The sequence below is a fragment of the Mycobacterium sp. genome, from assembly GCF_035653355.1.
Taxonomy (GTDB): domain Bacteria; phylum Actinomycetota; class Actinomycetes; order Mycobacteriales; family Mycobacteriaceae; genus Mycobacterium.
In genome coordinates, this window is sequence record NZ_DASRBZ010000454.1 from 1 (window position 1) to 3,704 (window position 3,704).

A 3,704-nucleotide genomic window follows, 5' to 3' on the forward strand; every position below is an offset into this window, starting at 1 on the left:
GCTCGGCCAGCCGGCGCACCAGATACCCGTACCACTGCCCGCCGTACGGCACATACACTCGCACCTGGCTGCCGGCGGCGACTAGCCGCTGCTGTTCGTCGTCGCGGATGCCGTACAGCATCTGGTATTCGAAATCGCCAGCAGCACGGCCTGATTCATGAGCGATGCCTGGGACCGCCGAGATGACGGCTGGATCATGGGTGGCCACCATCGGGTAGCTCGACCCGCCCATCAGTACTGGAAGGCATCGCAGGTAGGAGTCGGTGACTGCAGCCGGCTTGCGATAGGCCACCGACGCCGGTTCGTCATAGGCGCCCTTGCATAGCCGGATCCGTGCTCCGGCAGCAGCGAAGTCGTGGCAATCGCCGAGCGTGCGCCGCAGGTATGCCTGCAAAACCACCCCCAGCCAGGGAAAGTCGGCTCGCAGATCACGGACGATGGACAGCGTCGAATCCGTGGTGGTGTGATCTTCGGCGTCTACTGTTACCCAGACACCGACTTGCTCGGCCCGCTCGCAAATGGTGTGGGCATTCTCCAGGGCGATCTTCTCGCCGTCGCGCTCCAGCGCTTGACCGAGCGCGGAAAGCTTGAGCGACACCTCCAGCGGCCGCACACCGTCACCCGCGGCGTCGGGCCGCTGGCCCAGCGCATCGAGAAGACCAAGGTAAGCCTGCACGATGGCACCGGCGCCGTCGATGTCGGTGACATCTTCACCTAAATAGTCGATACTGACATATCGGCCCGAATCGCGAAGGCGCCCAACACTATCCAATACGGAATTCAGGGTCTCCCCAGGCACGAACCGACGAACGACCCTGCGTGTAATCGCAACACGTTCGGCGGCGCGGCGCAGCCGATCGGATCGACTGGCCGCCAGGATCGCTGGACGCACCGCCGTGGCGAACACGCCCGGTTTGATGGGGGCGACCCGCTGCGACCGGCTTCGCCGCTCTTGCGATCGCCCCCGCATTACTCGGCCGCCATGTGCGGGTAGTCGTGCTCTGTTGCCGGCACGAACGTCTCCTTGAGCGTGCGCGCCGATGTCCAGCGCAACAGGTTGAGCGGCGATCCGGCTTTGTCGTTGGTCCCCGAGCCGCGGGAACCGCCGAACGGCTGCCTGCCCACCACCGCCGCGGTCGGCTTGTCGTTGATGTAGAAGTTGCCGGCGGCGAACCTCAGCCGCTCCTGCGCCACCGAGACCGCGTCGCGGTCGCCGGCGATCACCGCGCCGGTCAACGCGTACCGTGAGCCGGTGTCGACCACCTCGAGGATTCGCTCGTAGTCGTCGTCGGGATAGACGTGCACCGAGAGGATCGGCCCGAAGTACTCGGTCGCGAACGCCTCGTCGGTCGGGTCGTCGCCGAGCAGCACCGTGGGGCGCACGAAATAGCCTTCGCTGTCGTCGTATTCGCCGCCGACCGCGATCGTGACACTTGCTGCGCTTTTCGCGCGTTCGATCCCGTTGACGTTCTTGGTGAAGGCCCGCTGGTCGATCAACGCGCCGCCGTAGTTGGACAGGTCGGTGATGTCGCCGTAGCGCAATTGTGCAGTGGCGGCGAGAAAGTCGTCGCCCATCTTCTGCCACAACGAGCGCGCGATGAACGCGCGCGACGCCGCCGAGCACTTCTGGCCCTGGTAGTCGAACGCACCGCGGATCAGCGCAGTGCGCAGCACGTCCGGTCGTGCCGAAGCATGTGCCAACACGAAGTCCTTGCCGCCGGTCTCCCCGACCAGCCTCGGGTAGCTGGTGTAGCGCTCGATGTTGACGCCGACTTCCCGCCACAGATGCTGGAAGGTGGCCGTCGACCCGGTGAAGTGGATACCGGCAAGCCGCGGATCCGCCAGTGCCACATCGGAAACGGCGTAACCGTCGCCAGTGACCAGGTTGATCACGCCGGGCGGTAAGCCGGCGGCCTCGAGCAGCTGCATGGTCAGATACGCCGCCAGGGTTTGGGTGATCGACGGCTTCCACACCACGGTGTTGCCCATCAGCGCCGGCGCCGTCGGCAGGTTGCCGGCAATGGAAGTGAAGTTGAACGGGGTGATCGCGTAGACGAAACCGTCCAGCGGACGGTAATCCATCCGGTTCCACTCGCCGCGGACACTGAGCGGCTGCTGCGCCAGGATCTGGCGGGCGAACGCGACGTTGAACCGCCAGAAGTCGATCAGCTCGCACGGCGCATCGATCTCGGCTTGGTACACAGTTTTGGACTGCCCGAGCATCGTTGCCGCAGCGATCTTTTCCCGCCACGGGCCGGCCAGCAGCTCGGCGGCGCGCAGGAAGACGGCAGCGCGCTCATCGAAAGGCGTTGCCGCCCAAGCTGCTTTGGCGGCCATAGCGGCTTCGATCGCCGCCGCTGCATCGGCGTGAGTCGCGTTGCTCAGCGTGCCCAGCTTGTGGGAGTGCCGGTGTGGCTGGACGACGTCGATGGGCTCGCCCTCGCCCATCCGATGAGTACCGCCGATGACGTGGGGCAGATCGATCTGATGGTCGGCCAGGGCGGTCAGCGCGACGCGCAGCCGGGCGCGTTCCGGAGAATGGGGAGCGTAGTCGTGCACCGGTTCGTTGGCCGGGACGGGCACATCGGTAACGGCGTCCATGCAGCCAGAATCCCCCTCGACGCGCCTCAGATGATTGTTTGATTGGACAAATCCAGCGCCTCTTCGCAGTACGATCAGACAACATGCGGATGGCTGGTGTGAGCCTGGGCCAGTTGCTGCTCGCGCTGGACGCCACCATGGTGAGCCTGGTCGACGCGCCGCGCGGCCTGGACCTGCCGGTGGCCTCGGCAGCGCTGATCGACGCCGACGATGTACGCCTTGGTCTTTCGACCGGCGCAGATGCCGCCGACGTGTTCTTCTTGCTGGGCATCACCGACGACCAGGCGTTGCAGTGGATCGACCGACAGCCGAGCGGGCCTGCGACGCGCTCGCCGGTCGCAGTGTTCGTCAAGGAGCCGTCGCCTGCCGTGGTGGCTCGCGCCGCTGCTGCCGGGATCGCGGTGGTGGCGGTGGAGCCCCGCGCCCGCTGGGAGCGGCTATACCGGTTGGTCAATCACGTCTTCGACCACCATGGCGACCGCCGCGACCCGCTGTCGGACTCGGGAACCGACCTGTTCGGTCTCGCGCAGGCCATCGCCGACCGCATCCACGGGATGGTCAGCATCGAAGATGAACAGTCCCACGTACTGGCGTATTCGGCCTCCAACGATGAGGCCGACGAGTTGCGGCGGCTGTCAATCCTTGGCCGCGCCGGCCCATCGGAGCATCTGGAGTGGATCAGCCGATGGGGCATCTTCGACGCGCTGCGGGCCACCGACGACGTGGTGCGTGTCGCCGAGCGTCCGGAACTGGGCTTGCGGCCGCGGCTGGCGATCGGTGTTCATCACCCGCCGGATGATGCCCGCCACCCACGGGTTTTCGCGGGCACCATCTGGGTGCAGCAGGGCTCGCGGCCCCTGGCCGACGACGCCGAAGAGGTGCTGCGCGGCGCCGCAGTGCTGGCGGCCCGCATCATGTCGCGGCTGGCGAGCCGGCCGTCGACACACGCGCAGCGGGTGCAGCAGTTGTTGGGGCTGACCGACAGTGCTTCGCTCGACGTCGGCGACATTGCCCGCGAACTGGGCATCGTCGCCGACGGAAGTGCCGCGCTTATCGGCTTCCACGCGGCTGCTGAGCATGCGCGGCTGGCCGATGTCCTTGCG

The 3,704-nt window shown here is 66.6% G+C and carries 2 protein-coding genes and 1 pseudogene; 1 reads left to right on the top strand and 2 read right to left on the bottom strand.

Translation table 11 applies throughout. The features are described 5' to 3' along the window. Together VFA16_RS15635 and pruA are read right to left on the bottom strand one after the other, a co-directional pair. The coding region (locus VFA16_RS15635) for a proline dehydrogenase family protein (RefSeq protein ID WP_324968699.1) at window positions 1–970 on the bottom strand (970 nt) is incomplete at its 3' end. Then, entirely contained in the window at window positions 970–2,601 is a 1,632-nt protein-coding gene (gene pruA, locus VFA16_RS15640; RefSeq protein WP_324968700.1) for an L-glutamate gamma-semialdehyde dehydrogenase, read from the bottom strand. The genes pruA and VFA16_RS15635, both read right to left, overlap by 1 nt. An 83-nt stretch (window positions 2,602–2,684) precedes the next feature. Here pruA and VFA16_RS15645 point away from each other — a divergent pair. Continuing rightward, window positions 2,685–3,704: pseudogene (locus VFA16_RS15645) on the top strand (PucR family transcriptional regulator); the annotation flags it as partial.

Excerpts from the sequence above, each read along its gene's own strand:
- pruA (WP_324968700.1), bottom strand. The coding sequence starts at position 2,601 with ATGGACGCCGTTACCGATGTGCCCGTCCCGGCCAACGAACCGGTGCAC.